18 protein-coding genes are annotated in these 18,720 nt (G+C 69.8%); 1 reads left to right on the plus strand and 17 read right to left on the minus strand.

Translation table 11 applies throughout. The features are described from left to right. Window positions 1-20: 20 nt before the first annotated feature. The 17 genes from EDF23_RS02040 to ybaK form a co-directional block, all read right to left on the minus strand. Window positions 21-2,345: a bifunctional (p)ppGpp synthetase/guanosine-3',5'-bis(diphosphate) 3'-pyrophosphohydrolase gene (locus EDF23_RS02040; protein ID WP_228505676.1), complete on the minus strand. Its 2,325-nt coding sequence runs from the start codon at window positions 2,343-2,345 to the stop codon at window positions 21-23. Window positions 2,346-2,414: 69 nt separating this feature from the next. After that, entirely contained in the window at window positions 2,415-2,762 is a 348-nt protein-coding gene (locus EDF23_RS02045; protein WP_131920181.1) for a rhodanese-like domain-containing protein, read from the minus strand. Next, window positions 2,762-3,775: a protein translocase subunit SecF gene (gene secF / locus EDF23_RS02050; protein ID WP_123292813.1), complete on the minus strand. Its 1,014-nt coding sequence runs from the start codon at window positions 3,773-3,775 to the stop codon at window positions 2,762-2,764. The genes EDF23_RS02045 and secF overlap by 1 nt, the downstream gene beginning before the upstream one ends. Beyond that, window positions 3,775-5,526 carry a protein translocase subunit SecD gene (secD, locus tag EDF23_RS02055; RefSeq protein ID WP_123292812.1) on the minus strand — a complete coding sequence of 584 codons (1,752 nt, stop codon included), beginning with the start codon at window positions 5,524-5,526 and terminating at the stop codon, window positions 3,775-3,777. The genes secF and secD overlap by 1 nt, the downstream gene beginning before the upstream one ends. A gap of 92 nt (window positions 5,527-5,618) precedes the next feature. Next, on the minus strand, window positions 5,619-6,017 hold the full coding sequence (locus tag EDF23_RS02060) for a preprotein translocase subunit YajC (RefSeq protein ID WP_131920183.1): 399 nt from the start codon (window positions 6,015-6,017) through the stop codon (window positions 5,619-5,621). 91 nt (window positions 6,018-6,108) lie between these two features. Next, entirely contained in the window at window positions 6,109-7,152 is a 1,044-nt protein-coding gene (gene ruvB / locus EDF23_RS02065; protein ID WP_111084041.1) for a Holliday junction branch migration DNA helicase RuvB, read from the minus strand. Then, entirely contained in the window at window positions 7,149-7,769 is a 621-nt protein-coding gene (gene ruvA, locus EDF23_RS02070; RefSeq protein WP_111084042.1) for a Holliday junction branch migration protein RuvA, read from the minus strand. Before ruvA ends, ruvB begins: the two co-directional genes overlap by 4 nt. After that, window positions 7,766-8,410, minus strand: coding sequence for a crossover junction endodeoxyribonuclease RuvC (gene ruvC, locus EDF23_RS02075; protein ID WP_111084043.1), 645 nt, complete (start codon window positions 8,408-8,410; stop codon window positions 7,766-7,768). The genes ruvA and ruvC overlap by 4 nt, the downstream gene beginning before the upstream one ends. A 2-nt stretch (window positions 8,411-8,412) precedes the next feature. Further along, entirely contained in the window at window positions 8,413-9,180 is a 768-nt protein-coding gene (locus tag EDF23_RS02080) for a YebC/PmpR family DNA-binding transcriptional regulator (protein WP_111084044.1), read from the minus strand. A 118-nt stretch (window positions 9,181-9,298) separates the two neighbouring features. Further along, window positions 9,299-9,910, minus strand: coding sequence for a pyridoxal 5'-phosphate synthase glutaminase subunit PdxT (gene pdxT / locus EDF23_RS02085; RefSeq protein WP_131920185.1), 612 nt, complete (start codon window positions 9,908-9,910; stop codon window positions 9,299-9,301). Continuing rightward, window positions 9,900-10,820: a pyridoxal 5'-phosphate synthase lyase subunit PdxS gene (gene pdxS, locus EDF23_RS02090; RefSeq protein WP_111084046.1), complete on the minus strand. Its 921-nt coding sequence runs from the start codon at window positions 10,818-10,820 to the stop codon at window positions 9,900-9,902. The genes pdxT and pdxS overlap by 11 nt, the downstream gene beginning before the upstream one ends. 13 nt (window positions 10,821-10,833) lie before the next feature. Continuing rightward, window positions 10,834-11,403: an HIT domain-containing protein gene (locus EDF23_RS02095; protein ID WP_123671781.1), complete on the minus strand. Its 570-nt coding sequence runs from the start codon at window positions 11,401-11,403 to the stop codon at window positions 10,834-10,836. Beyond that, window positions 11,403-13,391, minus strand: coding sequence for a threonine--tRNA ligase (gene thrS, locus EDF23_RS02100; protein WP_131920662.1), 1,989 nt, complete (start codon window positions 13,389-13,391; stop codon window positions 11,403-11,405). The genes EDF23_RS02095 and thrS overlap by 1 nt, the downstream gene beginning before the upstream one ends. 103 nt (window positions 13,392-13,494) lie before the next feature. Then, window positions 13,495-14,037 carry an adenine phosphoribosyltransferase gene (locus EDF23_RS02105; RefSeq protein WP_123292807.1) on the minus strand — a complete coding sequence of 181 codons (543 nt, stop codon included), beginning with the start codon at window positions 14,035-14,037 and terminating at the stop codon, window positions 13,495-13,497. Between the two features lie 220 nt (window positions 14,038-14,257). Next, window positions 14,258-14,491 (minus strand): hypothetical protein, encoded by a 234-nt coding sequence (locus EDF23_RS02110; RefSeq protein ID WP_131880088.1) that lies wholly within the window; start codon window positions 14,489-14,491, stop codon window positions 14,258-14,260. A gap of 648 nt (window positions 14,492-15,139) precedes the next feature. Next, entirely contained in the window at window positions 15,140-17,749 is a 2,610-nt protein-coding gene (locus EDF23_RS02115; RefSeq protein ID WP_131920187.1) for an ATP-dependent Clp protease ATP-binding subunit, read from the minus strand. A gap of 96 nt (window positions 17,750-17,845) precedes the next feature. Beyond that, on the minus strand, window positions 17,846-18,331 hold the full coding sequence (gene ybaK, locus EDF23_RS02120; RefSeq protein WP_111084051.1) for a Cys-tRNA(Pro) deacylase: 486 nt from the start codon (window positions 18,329-18,331) through the stop codon (window positions 17,846-17,848). A gap of 66 nt (window positions 18,332-18,397) precedes the next feature. On the opposite strand from ybaK, the gene EDF23_RS02125 reads away from it, so the two are divergent. After that, the gene (locus tag EDF23_RS02125; RefSeq protein WP_131920189.1) at window positions 18,398-18,703 is read left to right on the plus strand and encodes a DUF6412 domain-containing protein; all 306 of its coding nucleotides are present in this window, start codon (window positions 18,398-18,400) and stop codon (window positions 18,701-18,703) included. The last annotated feature ends 17 nt before the right edge of the window (window positions 18,704-18,720 follow it).

Genomic DNA, 18,720 nt, shown 5'->3' on the forward strand with positions numbered 1-18,720 from the left:
GACGCGTGCTCGGGCCGTGCTCAGCCCGCGCTGACGCGGTAGACGTCGTAGACGGCGTCGATGCGTCGGACCGCGTTCAGCACCCGGTCGAGGTGGATGGTGTCACCCATCTCGAACACGAACCGACTGAGCGCCAACCGGTCGGACGAGGTCGAGACCGTCGCCGACAGGATGTTGACGTGGTGGTCGGTGAGCACCCGGGTGACGTCGCTGAGCAGCCCCGACCGATCGAGCGCCTCGATCTGGATCTGCACGAGGAACACCGACTTCGACGACGGGGCCCACTCGACCTCGATCATCCGGTCGGGCTCGTTCATCAGGGACTTGACGTTCGTGCACGACGACTGGTGCACCGAGACGCCCTGCCCGCGGGTGATGAACCCGACGATCTGGTCGCCCGGCACAGGGGTGCAGCACTTCGCGAGCTTCACCAGGATGTCCGGCGCACCGCGCACCAACACGCCGCTGTCGCTCGTGCGCAGCTGACGGCTCGTGACCTGGCGCGGGAACGTGAGCTCCGGCTCGTCGGTCTCCGTGTCGCTCTGGACGCTGCCCAGGACCTTCTCGATGACCGACTGCGTCGAGACGTGCCCCTCGCCGACCGCGGCGTACAGGGCCGAGACGTCGTCGTAGCGCATCGAGGAGGCGACCTCGGCGATGGTGTCCTGGCTCATGATCCGCTGGAGCGGCAGGTTCTGCTTGCGCACGGCGCGCGCGATGGCGTCGCGGCCCTGCTCGATCGCCTCTTCGCGGCGCTCCTTGGTGAACCACTGCTTGATCTTGTTGCGTGCCCGAGGGCTCTTGACGAACTTCAGCCAGTCCTGCGACGGACCGGAGTCGGGGTTCTTCGACGTGAAGATCTCGACGACGTCGCCACTCGACAGCGAACTCTCGAGCGGGACGAGGCGACCGTTGACCTTGGCGCCCATGGTGCGGTGCCCGACCTCGGTGTGCACGGCGTACGCGAAGTCCACCGGGGTGGCGCCGGCGGGCAGGCCGATGACCTTGCCCTGCGGCGTGAAGACGTAGGTCTCCTTCGCGCCGATCTCGTAGCGGAGCGAGTCGAGGAACTCCCCCGGGTCGCTCGTCTCGGCCTGCCAGTCGGTGATGTGGGCGAGCCACGCCATGTCCTGGTCGTCGGTGGTCGACGAGGTGCCGACGTCGCGGCCCGCAGCGCGCTGCTTGTACTTCCAGTGCGCGGCGACACCGAACTCGGCGCGCTGGTGCATCTCGTGCGTGCGGATCTGGATCTCGACCGGGCGCCCCTGCGGCCCGAGCACGCTGGTGTGCAGCGACTGGTACAGGTTGAACTTCGGCGTCGCGATGTAGTCCTTGAACCGGCCGGGCAGCGGCGTCCACCGCGCGTGCACCGAACCGAGCATGGCGTAGCAGTCGCGCACCGTCGGCACGAGCACCCGGATGCCGACGAGGTCGTAGATCTCGTCGAACTCGCGACCCCGCACGATCATCTTCTGGTAGATCGAGTAGTACTGCTTCGGCCGCCCCATGACCTCGCCGCGGACCTTCGCGGCCTTCAGGTCCTTCTTGAGCGTGCCGATGACGTTCTGGACGAACTGCTCGCGCTTCGGCTGCCGTTCCTTGACCAGGCTGTCGATCTCGACGTAGAGCTTCGGGTGCAGGACCGCGAAGGACAGGTCCTCGAGCTCGAGCTTGATCATCTGGATGCCGAGCCGGTGCGCGAGGGGCGCGTAGATCTCGAGCGTCTCCTTCGCCTTGCGGGTGGCGGAGGTGGACTCGACGAAGCCCCAGGTGCGGGCGTTGTGCAGCCGGTCCGCGAGCTTGATGACCAGCACGCGGATGTCCTTCGACATCGCGATGACCATCTTGCGGACCGTCTCGGCTTGGGCGCTGTCGCCGTACTTGACCTTGTCGAGCTTCGTGACGCCGTCGACGAGCATGGCGATCTCGTCGCCGAAGTCGACCTGGAGCTGGTCGAGCTGGTAGTCGGTGTCCTCGACCGTGTCGTGGAGCAGCGCGGCGGCGATCGTGATCGGCCCGATGCCCAGGTCGGCCAGGATCTGGGCGACCGCGACGGGGTGTGTGATGTACGGCTCGCCGGACTTGCGCTTCTGACCGTCGTGCGCGCGCTCGGCGACCGAGTACGCGCGCTCGATGAGCGTGACGTCGGCCTTGGGATGGTGCGAGCGCACCGTGCGGATCAGGGTGTCCACGGCGCCGGCCGGCTGGGCGCGGGAGAACAGGCGCGGCAGCAGCGAGCGGAGGGAACCGAGGTTGCCTGTCGTGTTCGGTCCGAGGGGGCTGGTCGGCCGCTGGGCGGAGCCGGGGCGGCTCGGCGCGGACGGCTCTTCGCGGGTGTCCGTCATGATGCGCCTCCCAGGACTCGGTCCGAGAGCTCGATCCGAGCTCGATCCGCCAACACTACGCGTGTCCGGTCAGTGCTCGTGAACCGGTTCGCCCTGGGCGTCGCGGACCACCGGGGCGCCGGACTGCTCCCAGGCGACCATGCCGCCGGTCAGGTTGACCGCGGAGACACCGGACTGTTCGAGTGCCGCGACCACCCGGGCCGAACGAGCACCCGAGTGGCAGACGATGATCGCCGGTTCGTCGCCGCCGTCGATCTCCTGCCAGCGGTTCACCAGCTCGGACATCGGGACGAGCGTGGCCTCGGGAGCGTGGACCTCGTCCCACTCCCCCTGCTCACGGACGTCGAACAACCGCGACCCCGACTCGAGCCGGCGACGCGCCTCGGCGACGTCGACCTCGGTGATCTCGATCGGCATCAGGCGGTCGCCTTCGCGTCGGCGTCGGCGTCGACCTCGCGCTGGCGCTTCTCTGCCGCCTGGATCTTCTTGGCGTCGGCCTGCTTGATCTTCGGCTCGTTCTCGCGCAGCTGGGCGTACATCGGCGACGCGATGAAGATCGTCGAGTAGGTACCGACGATGATGCCGATGAACAGTGCGAGCGAGATGTCGCGGAGCGTGCCCGCACCGAGCACGTACGACCCGATGAACAGGATCGCCGCGACCGGCAGCAGCGCCACGACGGAGGTGTTGATCGAGCGGACGAGCGTCTGGTTCACCGCGAGGTTCACCGACTGCTTGAACGTGCGGATCGATTCCTGCGCGGTGTTCTCACGCACCTTGTCGAAGACCACCACGGTGTCGTAGAGCGAGTACCCGAGGATCGTCAGGAATCCGATCACCGCCGCGGGCGTGACCTCGAGCCCGACGATGCCGTAGACACCGGCCGTGATCAACAGGTCGTGCAGCAGCGCGGCCATCGCGGAGAGCGACATCTTCCAGGTGCGGAAGTACAGCGTCATGAACACGGCGGCCAGGGCGAGGAAGATCACCAGACCGCGGATCGCCTGGGCGAGCACGTCGGCGCCCCAGGTGGCACCGATGAACGTCGCCGCGACCTGGCTCTCCGGCACGTCGTACGCCTCGGCCAGGGCGTCCTGCACCTCGGTCGTCTGACGGTCGGTGAGTTGGCCGGTCTGCACGCGGATGCCGTGCGTGCCGAGCTGGGAGACGCGCGGGATCTCGTCCGAGACGACACGCTCGACGGTGTCCGTCGCGATGCTCTGGTCGGTGTTCTTGACGTCCGACAGGGTGAACTCGGAACCACCGGTGAACTCGATGCCGAGCTGGTACCCGCCGCGCAGCCACGGGGTGGCGAGCGAGATCACGATCATGATGAGCGCGATGAGGTACCAGGTCTTGCGTCGCCCGATGATGTCGTACGACCGCTTCCCCGTGTAGAGGTCGCTGCCGAACTGGCTGAAGCTGGCCATCAGTCGTCCTTCCCGTCCGGCGTCGAGCCGTTGTCGCCGGAGGCCTGCTGGGCCTTCCGCTCCGCGATCGTCTGTCGGCGCTGCGCCTCACCGGCACTGCGCTGGCGCTTGCCGTCCACCACGGGGGCGCGGAACTGCGCACGCCCCTTGTAGACCGCACCGAGCGCCGCTGGGTCGAGCCCGCTGAACTTGTGCCCCTCGCCGAAGAACCGGGTGCGGGAGATGAGCTGCATCATCGGGTGGGTGAAGAGCGCGACCACCACGATGTCGATCAGCGTCGTGAGGAGCAGCGTGAACGCGAAGCCCTTCACGTCGGCGACCGCGAGCACGTACAGGGTGACGGCAGCGAGGAAGTTCACCGCGTCGGACGCGAGGATCGTGCGGAGTGCACGCTTCCAGCCGGACTCGACCGCGCTCTCGAGCGCACGACCGTCGCGGAGTTCGTCACGGATGCGTTCGAAGTAGACGATGAACGAGTCCGCCGTGATGCCGATCGCGACGATCAGACCCGCCACACCCGCCAAGGACAGGCGGTAGTCGACGCGCCAGGACATGATCGCGATGACCAGGTAGGTCAGGACGGCGGCCACTCCGAGCGAGAGCACCGTGACGAACGCGAGCGCCCGGTACTGGATGACGGAGTAGATGATCACCAAGCCGAGGCCGATCAGGCCCGCGACGAGACCGCCGATGAGCTGCGCCGTGCCGAGCGTCGCCGAGATGTTCTCGTTCGACTGCACCTGGAAGTTGATCGGCAGTGCACCGTACTTGAGCTGGTCGGCGAGCGTCTTCGACGACTCGGCCGTGAACGAGCCGGTGATCTGCGCCTTGCCGTTGGTGATGGCGGAGTTCGTGGACGGGGCCGTGATGACCGAGCCGTCCAGCACGATCGCGAACTGGTTCTGCGGTGCCTGCAGCGAGACGAGGCGGTTCGTGACGGTGCGGAAGTCTTTCGTGCCCTGGCCGTCGAAGGTCAGGTTGACGGCCCACTGGCCCGTCGACGTGCCCTGCGAGTCGGTGGCCAGACCCGAGGTGGCGTTGCTGATGTTCGCACCGGAGACCTCGACCGGGCCGAGGATGTACTTCGACGCACCGTCGGCGTCACACGTGACGAGGGGCTCGTCGTCCGGAGCAGAGGTGACGTCGTCCGGAGCCGCGCAGTTGTAGTTGGTGTACAGGTCCTGCAGCGCCGGGGTGATCCAGTTGACGTCGCTGGCGTTCGTCGGCTTCGCGCTCGGCGTCGCCGCGAGCGATGCGGGCGGCGAGTACGGCGTCGGCGAGGCGGTGGACTTCCCGTCGTCACCGACGGCGGAGTTCGTCGCGGCCTCGGTGAAGAGCACGGGGCGGAACGTCAGCTTCGCCGCTGCCTCGATGCGGTCGATCGTGGCCTTGTCGGGCCGACCGGGGATCGACACGACGATGTTGTTCGCACCCTGCGTGTTGATCTCGGTCTCGGAGACGCCGGTGGCGTTGATGCGCTGGCGGATAATCTCCACCGCCTGCTGCAGCTGCTGCGAGGTCACCGAGTCGCCCTCGGTGTTCTGCGCCGCGAGGGTCAGCTGCGTGCCGCCCTGCAGGTCGAGTGCGAGCTCCGGAACCCAGCTCGCGCCCTGGTACCACTTGTCCGTGTCGTCCTTCGAGCTGCCGGCGAGGATCGTCGCGGCGGTGTTCAGGCCGGCGAGGATCGCCATCAGGATCACCAACCAGGTGAGCGAGCGCAGCGCCTTCTTGACGGGTGTCGATCGTGCCACCGGTCGTCTCGTCTTTCTGTTCAGGACCGTCGGCGCTCAGGCACGACGGCAGAGGGAAGCCGCCGGGTCAGACGACCCGGCGGCCGAGGGCGTCAGTCGTCGGACTTGCGCTTCGAGTCGGTCTCGTCGAGGCGGTCGTTGTCGACCCGCTCGCCGTAGACCGGCTCCCCGTTGAGTTCGGCGACGGGCTTGGCCTCGTCCTCCGCCGTCGCGGTGGTCTCGATGTCCGAGGCGCTGTCGTCGACGACGCGCGACAGGGTCTGGCGGTGCACGGTGACGACGGTGCCGGGGGCGATCTCGACGTCGGCGGTGACCTTCTCGTCGTCGACGGAGAGGAGCGTGCCGTACAGGCCGAAGGACAGCATCACGCGAGCACCCGGCACCATCTTGGTGGCGAGCTCGCCCTGCTGCTTCTTGCGCTTGCGGCTGTTGTAGAACATGAAGGCCGCGAACGCCACGACGATGACGATGAGGATGACTTCTTGACCCATGATGCAGTTGCCTTCTCTGGTTGCTCGGTTTCGGGCCGTAGCAGTCTAGGGCACGCCACTGTGCGTGGCATGTCACCCGACCGATCGGCCGCTAGTCGGTGGTGTCGGTGTCGTCGAACAGGCCCGGGAGCGGCCCGACGCCCTGCCCGGGGGTGAGGCCGAGGTGCCGCCACGCGACCGGGGTCGCGATGCGGCCGCGCGGGGTTCGCGTGACCAGACCGACCCGGACGAGGAAGGGTTCGACGACCGACTCGATGGTCTCGGACTCTTCTCCGACCGAGACCGCGAGGGTGTTCAGCCCCACCGGTCCGCCGTCGAAGCGGGTCAGCATGATCTCGACCACGGCGCGGTCGAGGCGGTCGAGCCCGAGCTCGTCGACGTCGTACAGGTCAAGTGCACCCTGGACGGCCGCCATGCCGTCGGTGGTGCGGTGCACGAGGGCGTAGTCGCGGACCCGGCGGAGCAGCCGGTTCGCGATGCGCGGGGTGCCCCGGGAACGCCCGGCGATCTCCCGCAGCGCCGATCGGTCGATGTCGAGCTCGAGCAGGTGCGCGGCGCGGATCAGGACCTGTTCGAGTTCGTCCTTCTCGTAGAACTCGAGGTGCGCCGTGAAGCCGAAGCGGTCGCGGAGCGGGTTCGGCAGCAGGCCGGCGCGGGTGGTGGCACCGACCAGGGTGAACGGCGCGAGGTCGAGCGGGATGCTCGTCGCGCCGGCGCCCTTGCCCACCATGACGTCGATCCGGAAGTCCTCCATCGCCAGGTAGAGCATCTCTTCCGCCGAGCGCGCCATCCGGTGGATCTCGTCGATGAACAGGACCTCGCCCGGCACGAGCGACGACAGGACGGCAGCCAGGTCGCCCGCGTGCTGGATCGCCGGACCGCTCGACATCCGCAACGGACGCCCGGTCTCGTGCGCGACGATCATCGCCAGCGTGGTCTTGCCGAGGCCGGGAGGACCCGCCATCAGGATGTGGTCCGGGGTGCGGTCCTGCATGCCCGCGGCTTTGAGCAGCAGGTCGAGCTGCCCGCGCACCTTCCGCTGGCCGACGAACTCGTCGAGCGACCGCGGCCGGAGTGCACCTTCGAACGCGAGTTCTTCCTGCGACTCGGCTCCGGCGGACGTGATGCCGCTCATCGACCGGCACCGGCGGGCCGGAGCGCACCGAGCGCGGCGCGGAGCAGCGCCTGCGTGCCCATGGCCGCGGCCCCTGGCTCGTTCGCGACGGTCTCGTCGACGGCGGTCTGTGCTGCGTCCTCGCGCCAGCCGAGGCCGATCAGTGCGGAGACGACGTCGGTCGCGGCCGGGTGGGCAGCAGTGCCGCGGCCGGCGGTGACGACGGCGGCCTGCTCGAACGCGGCGAGCTTGCCGGTGAGCGCGAGGATGATGAGCTTCGCGGTCTTCGGGCCGATGCCGGAGACCTTGCGGAAGGCGCCGTCGTCGTCCTTCGCGACGGCGTTCGCGACCTGCGACGGGTCCATGTGGGCCAGGACGCCCATCGCGGACTTGGGCCCGACGCCCGTGACGCTGCGCAGCAGGTCGAACACCTGGAGGGCGTCGGTCGACTCGAAGCCGAAGAGCAGGTGCTCGTCTTCGCGCACGATCATCGCGGTGCGCACGAACACCTCGGACCCGTGGCGCATCGTCAGCGCGTGGGCCGGGGTCACGGTGACGGCGTACCCGACTCCCCCGGCCTCGATCACCACGCCGGAACCGGCGATGTCGATGCAGGTACCCCGGAGACTCGCGATCATGCCCCGAGCCTACGGCCGCCCACCGACGCGGCCGACGAGCCACGCGGCCGGGCCGCGGCAGCGGCCGCACGGGCGAGCGGGGAGTCGACGGTGCCGCCCTGTGCGTCGCGCCACGCGCGTTGTGCCGGGGTGAGGTTCGTGGCACGTTCGCCGGCGACGTCAGGTGATCCGAGCCTCCAGGCATGACACACGGCCAGCGCGAGCGCATCGGCGGCGTCGGCCGGCTTCGGGGCCTCGGCCAGACCGAGCACGCGCGCGATCATCGTCTGCACCTGGCGCTTGTCGGCGTTGCCGTAGCCGGTGACGGCCGCCTTGACCTCGGACGGCGTGTGCAGGCCGACGGGCAGCCCGCGGGCCGCCGCGGCGTGCAGCGCGAGCCCGGCCGCCTGGGCGGTGCCCATCACGGTGCGGACGTTCGCCTGGGCGAACACCCGCTCGACGGCGACCGCGTCCGGGTGGTGCTCGTCGATCTCGGCGGCGATGCCGTCGGCGATGCGGAGCAGCCGCTGTTCGAGCGGCATGTCCGCCGGGGTGCGCACGACCGTCACGTGGACGAGCCGTGCGCGCCGGTTCGGTGCGACCTCGACGACGCCGACGCCGCACCGGGTGAGCCCGGGGTCCACCCCGAGCACACGGAGCACGGCTACTCGCCCTCGTCCTCGTCGAGCTCGGCCTGGACGTCCGCCGGCACGTCGAAGTTGGCGTAGACGTTCTGCACGTCGTCGCTGTCCTCGAGCGCGTCGATCAGGCGGAAGACCTTGCGGGCGGTCTCGGCGTCGACCGGCACCTTGAGGCCGGGGACGAACTCGGCGTCGGCCGAGTCGTAGTCGATGCCGGCGTCCTGCAGCGCAGTGCGGGCCGCGACGAGGTCGCTGGCCTCGGTGATGATCTCGAAGCCGCCGCCCTGGTCGATGACGTCCTCGACACCGGCGTCGAGCACGGCGGTCATGACGGTGTCCTCGTCGAGGCCGTCGGTCTTCGTGACCGAGATGACGCCCTTGCGCGAGAAGTTGTAGGCGACGCTGCCCGGGTCGGCCATGGTGCCACCGTTGCGGGACATCGCCGTCCGGACCTCGGCCGCTGCGCGGTTCTTGTTGTCGGTGAGGCACTCGATCAGCATCGCGACGCCGTTCGGGGCGTAGCCCTCGTACATGATCGTCGTGTACTCGATCGACTCACCGGTCAGGCCGGCACCGCGCTTGACGGCGCGGTCGATGTTGTCGTTCGGGACCGAGGTCTTCTTGGCCTTCTGGATCGCGTCGACCAGCGTCGGGTTGCCCGACAGATCGGCGCCGCCCATCTTCGCGGCGACCTCGATGTTCTTGATGAGCTTGGCGAACGACTTGGCACGGCGGCCGTCGATGACGGCCTTCTTGTGCTTGGTCGTCGCCCACTTGGAATGCCCGGACACGGTTCTCCTTGCGTCTTGCGGAAAGTCGGGGTCAGTTTACCCAGCCGGGAGGCCCGGCGCCGCCCCGCCCCGCCGGTGCGGGCATGCAGGCGGTCGGGCCCAGGGCCCGCGGCGCACGTCAGGCGCTGCGCACCATGGCGAGGAATCGGCGGTGGAAGCGGTCCTCGCCGGCGACCTCGGGGTGGAACGCACTGGCGAGGACGTTGCCCTGCTGCACCGCGACGACCTGCCCGTCCGCCAGCGCGCCGAGCACCTGGACACCGGGGCCGTGCTGCTCCACCACCGGGGCACGGATGAAGACCGCGTGCACGGGGGCGTCGCCGAGCTCGGGCATCGGGACGTCGACCTCGAACGAATCGTTCTGGCTGCCGAACGCGTTCCGACGAACCGTGGTGTCGAGCACGTCGAGGGTCTGCTGACCGCTGATGCCGTCGGTGATCCGCGACGACAGCATGATCATGCCGGCGCACGTGCCGTACGTCGGCAGGCCGTCGCGGATGGCAGCAGCGAGGGGCTCGGCGACGCCGAACGCCCGGGACAGCTTGTCCATCACGCTCGACTCGCCGCCGGGGATCACGACGCCGTCGAGCGCCGCGACCTCCTCGGGGCGACGGAGCGGCACCACGTCGGCGCCGAGCCCCGTCAACGAGGCGATGTGCTCGCGGAAGTCACCCTGCAGCGCCAGGACCCCGATGCGGGGCCGAGCACTGCTCGCCGTGCTACCAGCCACGCTCGGCGAGGCGGTGCGGCGCGGGGACGTCGGCGACGTTGATGCCGACCATCGCCTCGCCCAGACCACGCGAGACCTCGGCGATGACCTTGGGGTCGTCGTGGAAGGTGACGGCCTTGACGATCGCGGCGGCACGCTTCGCCGGGTCGCCGGACTTGAAGATGCCGGAGCCGACGAACACGCCGTCCGCGCCGAGCTGCATCATCATCGCGGCGTCGGCCGGGGTGGCGACGCCACCGGCGGTGAAGAGCACGACGGGGAGCTTGCCGGTGCGGGCGACCTCGCGCACGATCTCGAACGGCGCCTGCAGTTCCTTGGCGGCGACGTAGAGCTCGTCTTCCTTGAGGTGGCGCAGCGCCGCGATCTCCTTGTTGATCGTGCGGATGTGCTTCGTGGCCTCGGACACGTCACCCGTGCCGGCCTCGCCCTTGGAACGGATCATCGCAGCGCCCTCGGTGATGCGACGGAGCGCCTCGCCCAGCTCGGTGGCACCGCAGACGAACGGCGTGGTGAAGTTCCACTTGTCGATGTGGTTGACGTAGTCGGCGGGCGAGAGCACCTCGGACTCGTCGATGTAGTCGACGCCGAGCTCCTGCAGGACCTGCGCCTCGACGAAGTGGCCGATGCGGGCCTTCGCCATGACGGGGATCGACACGGCGGCGATGATCTCCTCGATCATCGACGGGTCGGACATGCGGGCGACGCCGCCCTGTGCGCGGATGTCGGCGGGGACGCGCTCGAGCGCCATGACCGCGGTGGCGCCTGCTTCTTCCGCGATGCGGGCCTGCTCGGCGTCGACGACGTCCATGATGACGCCGCCCTTGAGCATCTCGGCGAGGCCGCGCTTGACGCGGTCGGAGCCGGTGATCGAGGTGCCAGGGGTGCCGGAGGTGCTGGTGCTGTCGCTCATGATGCCGATCAGTCTAGTCCGCTGCCGGCCAGCCCTCGGCGACCAGTCGGCGGGTGTCCCCGAGCATCTGGGACATCGACTTCGTCCGCGCGATGATCGGGAAGAAGTTCGCGTCGGACTGCCACCGCGGCACGATGTGCTGGTGCAGGTGTGCGGCGATGCCGGCCCCCGCGACCTCGCCCTGGTTCATGCCGATGTTGAAGCCGTCGCAGTGCGACACGGCGCGCAGGACCCGCATCGCGGTCTGGGTCAGCTCGCCCATCTCGCGGAGCTCGTCCGGCGTGGCCTCGTCGTACAGCGGCACGTGGCGGTACGGGCAGACCAGCAGGTGTCCGTTGTTGTACGGGAACAGGTTGAGCAGCACGTAGGCGTGCTCGCCCCGGGCGACGATGAGGGCGTCCTCGTCGGACTTCCGCGGTGCCTCGCAGAACGGGCAGTCGTCTGCGTGCCCGCGGCCCGTGCCCTCGCGCCCGGCGTCGATGTACGCCATCCGGTGCGGGTTCCACAGGCGCTGGAAGGCATCCGGGACGGCCGCACCGGTGGCGGCGTCCCGGATGACCAGCGGGTCCTGCTCGTCCGTCATCAGACCTGCGCGCGCTCGCGGATCGCCGTCAGGATGCGGTCGACCGCTTCGTCCACGGGCACGGCGTTGTCCTGGCGCCCGTCACGGAAGCGGAACGAGACCGCACCGGCGTCGCGGTCGTCGCCGCCGGCGATGAGCTGGAACGGCACCTTCGCCTTGGTGTGCGTGCGGATCTTCTTCTGCATGCGGTCGTCCGAGTGGTCGACCTCGGCGCGGACGCCGTGCGACCGGAGCTTCGCGATGACCTCGTCGAGGTAGTCGCCGTACTCAGCCGCGACGGGGATGCCGACGACCTGCACCGGCGACAGCCAGGCCGGGAACGCGCCGGCGTAGTGCTCGGTCAGCACGCCGAAGAACCGCTCGATCGAGCCGAACAGCGCGCGGTGGATCATCACCGGGCGCTGGCGGGAGCCGTCGGCCGCGGTGTAGTCGATGCCGAAGCGCTCGGGCAGGTTGAAGTCGAGCTGCACGGTCGACATCTGCCAGGTGCGGCCGATGGCGTCGCGGGCCTGCACCGAGATCTTCGGGCCGTAGAAGGCGGCCCCGGCGGGGTCGGGCACGAGCTCGAGACCGGACTCCTCGGCGACCTCGCGCAGGGTGTTCGTCGCGACGTCCCAGACCTCGTCGTCGCCGACGTACTTCTCCGGGTCCTTCGTCGAGAGCTCGAGGTAGAAGTCGTCGAGGCCGTAGTCGCGCAGCAGCGAGAGCACGAACTCGAGCGTCGTGGTCAGCTCCTCCTTCATCTTCTCCTGCGTGGTGAAGATGTGCGCGTCGTCCTGGGTCATGCCGCGGACCCGGGTGAGGCCGTGGATGACGCCGGACTTCTCGTTGCGGTAGACCGTGCCGAACTCGAACATCCGGAGCGGCAGGTCGCGGTACGAACGCGGCTGCGACCGGTACGCCAGGATGTGCATCGGGCAGTTCATCGGCTTGAGGTAGTAGTCGGCACCCTGACGCGTGACGTTGCCGTCCTCGTCCTTCGCCTCGTCCATGTGCATGGCCGGGAACATGCCGTCCTTGTACCAGCCGAGGTGCCCGGAGGTCTCGAACAGGTCGCCCTTGGTGATGTGCGGCGTGTAGACGAACGAGTAACCGTTCTCCTCGTGCCGACGGCGCGAGTAGTCCTCCATCTCGCGGCGGATGATGCCGCCCTTCGGGTGGAAGATCGCCAGGCCGGAACCGATCTCGTCGGGGAACGAGAACAGGTCGAGTTCGGCACCGAGCTTGCGGTGGTCGCGCTTGGCGGCTTCTTCGAGGCGCACCAGGTAGGCCTTGAGCTGGTCCTTGTCGGGCCAGGCGGTGCCGTAGATGCGCTGCAGCTGCGGGTTCTTCTCGGAGCCGCGCCAGTAGGCGGCCGCGACGCGCATGAGCTTCGCGGCGTTGCCGATCCAGCGGGTGTGCGGCACGTGCGGGCCCCGACAGAGGTCCTGCCAGACGACCTCGCCCGACTTCGGGTCGACGTTCTCGTACACGGTGAGCTCGCCGGCGCCGACCTCGACGCTCTCGCCGGAGTCGCCGTCGGTCGCCGCGCCCTTGAGCCCGATGAGCTCCTGCTTGTACGGCTCCCCCGCCATCAGCTCCCGCGCCTGCTCGTCCGAGACGACCACGCGGCGGAAGCGCTGGGCCTGCTTGACGATGCGGTCCATGCCCTTCTCGATGGCCTTGAGGTCCTCGGGGGTGAAGGGCTCGGCGACGTCGAAGTCGTAGTAGAAGCCGTCGGTGACGGGCGGCCCGATGCCGAGCTTGGCCTCGGGGTTGATCTGCTGGACGGCCTGCGCGAGCACGTGCGCGGCCGAGTGACGGAGGATGTCGAGCCCGTCCTGCTCCTGCAGGGTGACGGCCTCGGCGGTCTCGCCGGCGGCGACGTCGGCAGCGAGGTCCTTCAGGACACCGTCGACGCGGATCGCGACGACGCCGCGCTCACCGTCGAAGAGCTCGGTGCCCGTCGTGGTCGTCGTCGCGGTGCGGGGCTCGGGTGCCTGGGGCACGGCTGCGGGCTCGGCGCTCTCCGGCGCTGCGGCGACTGACTCGGTCACGATGATGGGACTCCTCGTTCGAAATGGTGCGTCAAGACTAGTGCGCGCGTGGGGCTCAGGCGGGCACGGCGCCGAGCGTCGTGACGGGCAGGCGCGGCTCGAGTCGCTCGCGTCCGTTAAGCCCGTCGAGCTCGAGCAGCGCGGCGAACCCGACCGCCTGGTAGCCCGCGCGTTCGAGCAGCGTGATGGTGGCGGCGCCGGTCCCACCGGTGGCGAGGACGTCGTCGACGACGAGGACCCTGGTGCCCGCGGGGAGCTGGCCCGGACGCAGCTCGAGCTCGGCCTCGCCGTACTCGAGTGCGTACTGCTCGCTGAGGACCTCGCCCGGCAGCTTGCCGGCCTTGCGCACGGTGAGCACGCCCACCTGGTGCTGCGCGGCGATCCCGCCGGCGAGGGCGAAGCCCCGCGCCTCGATGCCGGCGACGGCGTCGAACCCGGCACCGACGGCGAACGGCGCGGCGAGTGCCTCGCACACGCGGCCGAACGCGACGGCGTCCGAGAACACCGGCGTCACGTCGCGGAACAGCACCCCCGGCTTCGGGAAGTCCGGGACGACGGCGGTCAGGCGTTCGACGAGTGCAGCTGCGGTTTCGGTCACCCGCCAACGGTACGGGAGGCCCGGGGTGCGTCCGACACGTCGGCGCACGATGCGAGGTCGGTCGCGGCGTGCGCCGTCGTCGGTGCGGCGCACAGTGCGGGTTGCGTCGGCCGGTGCGCCGACGGTGGCTCGGTGCGGGGCTGTCCCCTCGCACCGAGCCACCAAGCGGGCACGGGACGGCGACGGTCGCACGGTGCGACGGTGGGGTGTCCGATCCGGCTCAGCGCCAGGCGCGCATGAGTGCGGCCTGCAGGAGCAGGTCGTTCTCGCGCTGCTGCCGCTCGCGGTCGAGCTGCAGCCGTGTTGCGTGGTCGATCACCGGACGGTCCCGGCGGGTCCGGCGGCTCCAGATGATGAGCGACATGCCGATGCGCAGCGCGATGCGGTCGGTGAGGGAGACCCGGTGGCGCGCTGCGCGGGTATCGGGAGGACGGGTGGCGGTCTTCGATGACACGGTGATCCCTTTCAGGGCATGACGGAGCTGCCCGGCACACGGGCAGGAGTGGATCGCCCGGAACACGGGCAGGACAAAATGAATGCGTGAGAATGCATTCCGCGGTCACCGGAGGAATGTCCGACGACGCGGTACTGAATGACTTCCGGTACCGAGAGCGTCGCACCGACCGCCGACATTCTCCGGCCACGATCGACGCAGTCCGATCGCGTGCACGGAGCACACGGATCGGGACCGATCGGCGATCGACGGAGCCGGTTCGACGCGAGCCAGAACGGCTCAGCGCGAAGTGTCAGGCGACGGACTCGTCACGAGACGAGGATCGAACGACACAGATGTCGGCAGAAGGCGGAACGCTCCGGGTCAGCGGACGCGGAACGGGGTGCCGACGCGTCCACGGATTCCACGGAACGGAGTGGTTGCGGTGATCATCATGGTCGGCCCCCTTTCGGTCTCGAGCTGTCGGAGTCGTTCCCCGGCTGCACTGCAGCGGTTCGCGACGAGTGAACACTATCGGCCCCGCAATTCGCAGCGCAACCCCTTTCTCCGATTTCTCCGGAATTGCATTCCCGAACACCCCGCACCGCACCCGGACGCCACGAAGGCCCGGTACCGAATCGGTACCGGGCCTTCGTGGGCGAACGGCTGCTACAGCGTCGCGGGTTCCGCCACCGCTGCCGTCAGCACGTCGTCGACGACGTCGATCCGCACGGTGTCCCCGGCGGTCACGCCACCGTCGACCACGAGCGTCGCGATGCGGTCGTCGACCTCGCGCTGGATGAGCCGGCGGAGCGGACGGGCGCCGTACTCGGGCTCGTACCCGTGGTCGGCGAGCCAGTCGACCGCGGCGTCGGACACGGAGAGCACCATGTCCTGCGCGACGAGCCGGAGCGCCGTGTCCTGCAGCAGCAGTGACACGATCGACGTGATCTGCGACCGGTCGAGCTTGCGGAAGAGCACGATCTCGTCGATGCGGTTGATGAACTCCGGCCGCATGGCCTCGCGGAGCTTGCCCATCACCCGGGCGCGGAGGTCATCCTCGCCGTACCCGTCAGTGGAACCCACGGGCGCGAAGCCGAGGGCGCCCGACCGTGAGGCCAGGAACTCCGAGCCGATGTTCGACGTCATGATCACGACGGTGTTCCGGAAGTCCACCGTGCGCCCCTGGCCGTCGGTCAGTCGACCGTCGTCCAGCACCTGCAGCAGCAGGTTGAACACGTCGGGGTGCGCCTTCTCGACCTCGTCGAGCAGGATCACCGAGTACGGGTTCCGACGCACGCGTTCGGTGAGCTGCCCGGCCTCGTCGTAGCCGACGTACCCGGGAGGCGCCCCGACCAGCCGCGAGACGGTGTGCCGCTCGCCGAACTCGCTCATGTCGAAGCGGAGCATGGCGGACTCGTCACCGAACAGCGACGACGCCAGGGCCTTCGCCAGTTCGGTCTTGCCGACGCCGGTCGGGCCGAGGAACAGGAAGCTGCCGACGGGTCGACGCTGGTCGCCCATGCCGGTCCGGCTGCGTCGGACGGCCTTCGCGATCGCCGCGACGGCGTCGTCCTGGCCGACGACGCGCTCGTGCAGTTCCTGCTCGAGCACGGCGAGCCGCGAGCGGTCGCCCTGGGTCAGGCGCGTCGCCGGGATGCCGGTGGCACGCGACACCACACCGGCGATGTCGCGTTCCGTGATCGAGGTGCCCACGGATTCGGGACGGGAGGCGCGGGGAGCGTCCGCCGACGTGGCGGCGGCGATCCGGGCCTCCAGTCCGACCGTCTCGTCGCGCATGCGCGACGCCTCTTCGTACCGTTCCTCGGCGACCGCGCGGTCCTTCTCGGCGAGCAGCTCGGCGACCTGGTCGCGCAGGGCCTCGACGTCGACGGCACCCGAGCGGGCGAGCCGGCGCCGTGCACCGGCCTGATCGATGAGGTCGATGGCCTTGTCCGGCAGGTGCCGGTCGGTGACGTACCGGTGCGAGAGCTCGACGGCGGCGCGCAGCGACTCCGGCGTGTAGACGACGCCGTGGTGCTCCTCGTACCGGGGTGAGAGGCCGGTCAGGATCGCGACGGCGTCCTCGACGCTCGGCTCCCCGACCGTGACCGGCTGGAAGCGACGCTCGAGTGCGGCGTCCTTCTCGATCCGGCGGTACTCGTTCAGGGTGGTCGCGCCGACCAGGTGCAGGTCGCCGCGGGCGAGCCGGGGCTTGAGGATGTTGCCGGCGTCCATCGAGCCGCCCTCACCGCCACCACCGGCGCCGACGACGGTGTGGAGCTCGTCGACGAAGACGATGAGCTCGTCGGCGTGCGCCGCGATCTCGTCCATGGCCTTCGTCAGGCGCTCCTCGAAGTCGCCGCGGTACCGGGTGCCGGCGAGCATGCCGGGCAGGTCGAGGGCGACGACCCGCTTGCCCTGCAGCAGCGACGGGACGTCGCCGTCCACGATGCGCTGGGCGAGTCCCTCGACGATGGCGGTCTTCCCGACGCCGGGCTCGCCGATCAGGACGGGGTTGTTCTTGGTGCGACGGAGCAGGATCTCGACCGCCTGCTCGATCTCGTCGGCACGACCGATGACGGGGTCGATGCGACCGTCACGGGCCCGCGCGGTGAGGTCGGTGCCGAACTGGTCGAGGGTCGGGGTGTCGCTCTCGCCGTCGGTGTCGGCCGTTCCGGTCGCTGCACCGGTTCCTGGCATGGGGCGCCCCTCTCGTGCTGCTGCCGCGGCCTGCTGGGCGTAGTCCTGCATGGCCTGCGGGGTGACACCGGCGCTGGCGAGCAGCTGCCCGGTGACGGTCTCCTGGTCGGTCACGAGCGCGAAGAAGACGTGCTCGGGGTCGGTGTAGGTGCTGCCGAAGCCCCGCGCGGCCTGGGTGGCCTCGACGAGGATGCGCTGCGCCGTGCCGGTCAGGGCAGGACGACCGGTCTGCTCGGGCTGCGGCTCGCGGGCCATCGGCAGGCGCTGCTCGATCTCGGCGGCGAGGCGCTCGGGGTCGACCCCGGCGGAACGGACGACGGCGTCGAAGGGCTCGGTGCGGACGAGCACGTGCAGCAGGTGCAGCGCGTCGAGCTCGTGCTGCCCCTGCGACACCGCGTACTCGGCGGTGTGCTGGAGCAGCTCGTGGGTACGGCGGCTGAGGAGCCGCGTGATGTCCACCGGTCGGCCGAACGCACGGGGGCGCTGCGGGTCACCGGCGTTCTGCGCCGCGAGGAGGCGGGCGAGGAACTCGTCGAACGAGTCACTGCCGCCGGTCGGGCCGAACGTCTCTGGCAAAGGGACCTCCTGGGGAACTTGAGTGCCTTCGACTCAATGCAACGCAGGAGTGCCGGGGTCATTCCCGGTCACGGGAGAAACTTGCGGCGACTCGACTCAGGTCCGCGCGATCGCTGCCGAGATCGCCTCGGTGACCCGCGCGAGGTCGGCCGGAGCCACCTCGATGTCGAACCCGCGGCGCCCGCCGGAGACGAAGATGCTGTCGTACGCCAGGGCCGACTCGTCGAGCACGGTCCGGATCCGGGACTTCTGGCCGACCGGGCTGATGCCGCCGACGACGTACCCGGTGCGCTTCTCGGCGAGGGCCGGATCGGCCAGCGTCGCCTTCTTGCCACCGACCGCGGCCGCGATGGCCTTGAGGTCGAGCCGGTTCGCCACCGGCACGATCGCCACCGCCAGTGCGCCGTCGACCGAGACGACCAGGGTCTTGAAGACCTGCTCCTCGCGGAGGCCGAGTGCGGCGGCGGCCTCCTCGCCGAAGTTCGTGGCGCTCTCGTGGTGGTCGTACACGTGCGGCGTGTACGACACCCCGGCTCGGTCGAGCGCGACGGTCGCTGGGGTGCTCGGCGAACCTGCGGTCATGCGGCGATCCTCTCCCGCGCTGCCGTCCTGTCCGTGGCGGCACGCGGGCGTTACGCTGAACCGACCATGACCGTCACTCTGCTGATCCTCCGCGCCGCCGCCGCGCTGGTGCTCGGTGCGCCCACAGCGGGCGACCCCGCAGCCGGCGTCCTGCCGCTGCTGGCAGTGGCCGCGCTCGGCCTGACGGCCGTCGCCGTGGCGGTCGTCGTCGCGCAGGTCATCGCCACGGTGCTGGCGACGGTCCTCGGGCTGCGGTCGACGGGCGTCGAACACGCTGCGGTACCGGACCTGGTCACCCGCATCGCGTGGAGCCACCCCGATGCCGACGGGCACGTCCGATCGCGTGCTCCGGGAGTCGTCGCCCCGGCCTGACCACCGACCGGTGGCCG

The sequence above is a fragment of the Curtobacterium sp. PhB128 genome (genome assembly GCF_004340725.1).
GTDB lineage: Bacteria > Actinomycetota > Actinomycetes > Actinomycetales > Microbacteriaceae > Curtobacterium.

What these genes read in the sequence shown, in the direction of transcription:
- EDF23_RS02040 (WP_228505676.1), bottom strand. Translation starts at nt 2,345, where the DNA reads ATGACGGACACCCGCGAAGAGCCGTCCGCGCCGAGCCGCCCCGGCTCC.
- EDF23_RS02045 (WP_131920181.1), bottom strand. Translation starts at nt 2,762, where the DNA reads ATGCCGATCGAGATCACCGAGGTCGACGTCGCCGAGGCGCGTCGCCGG.
- secF (WP_123292813.1), bottom strand. Translation starts at nt 3,775, where the DNA reads ATGGCCAGCTTCAGCCAGTTCGGCAGCGACCTCTACACGGGGAAGCGG.
- EDF23_RS02060 (WP_131920183.1), bottom strand. Translation starts at nt 6,017, where the DNA reads ATGGGTCAAGAAGTCATCCTCATCGTCATCGTCGTGGCGTTCGCGGCC.
- ruvB (WP_111084041.1), bottom strand. Translation starts at nt 7,152, where the DNA reads ATGAGCGGCATCACGTCCGCCGGAGCCGAGTCGCAGGAAGAACTCGCG.
- ruvA (WP_111084042.1), bottom strand. Translation starts at nt 7,769, where the DNA reads ATGATCGCGAGTCTCCGGGGTACCTGCATCGACATCGCCGGTTCCGGC.
- pdxS (WP_111084046.1), bottom strand. Translation starts at nt 10,820, where the DNA reads ATGAGCGACAGCACCAGCACCTCCGGCACCCCTGGCACCTCGATCACC.
- EDF23_RS02095 (WP_123671781.1), bottom strand. Translation starts at nt 11,403, where the DNA reads ATGACGGACGAGCAGGACCCGCTGGTCATCCGGGACGCCGCCACCGGT.
- ybaK (WP_111084051.1), bottom strand. Translation starts at nt 18,331, where the DNA reads ATGACCGCAGGTTCGCCGAGCACCCCAGCGACCGTCGCGCTCGACCGA.
- EDF23_RS02125 (WP_131920189.1), top strand. Translation starts at nt 18,398, where the DNA reads ATGACCGTCACTCTGCTGATCCTCCGCGCCGCCGCCGCGCTGGTGCTC.